General features: G+C 51.5%; 1 protein-coding gene. It reads left to right on the top strand.

The genetic code is table 11. The annotated features are described in order from the left end of the window. Positions 1 to 111: 111 nt before the first annotated feature. A partial coding sequence (locus tag AC0L3B_RS38285) for a hypothetical protein (protein WP_473382743.1) occupies positions 112 to 557 on the top strand: 446 nt, incomplete at its 3' end.

Raw genomic sequence — 557 nt, forward strand, 5'->3', positions numbered from 1 at the left:
CGAAGAACTGTCAATTGTGACAGTAGCGAGCGTCGATGCGATGCCTGTTTACTGGTTGAGAAGGTACCGGCCGGTGGCCTGGGTTCCATCAACCGCAAACAGGAGTTCATCATGAACATTAATGGAATCGATGAGAAACAATTGGCAGAGGCTAAAGCCCTGACTGCTGGAGAAGGGGATATCAAGGTTCCTGAGGATGGGCACACTCATGAATTCAAACCGACGAGTGTGTTTGGATACCTATCCTGGAGTGCACTAGACGGAGAATGGATTGGTGATGAGGCACCCGAAAGTATCCGTATCCAGTATGGAAGTGACTTAGCCGCTGGCCCTCACCAACGTGAACATCCGGATCTATACATCACCTACCGTGATCCTAACGGCCATGAGTTCTGGCAATCCAGTGTTGTGTCGGGTCGCCTTACGGTACTCGTCGACCGCCCCCCGTTCAGCCCAGATTTTCAGCATGTGGGGAGGTTGGAAGACGTAAGGTTTGAATCGGGAGGCCGTTCCGTGACGCTCAATGGTAGCTATAAGGTGACGTCCTATGACTTTAA

It is taken from the genome of Bradyrhizobium sp. Kon56 (assembly GCF_055807635.1).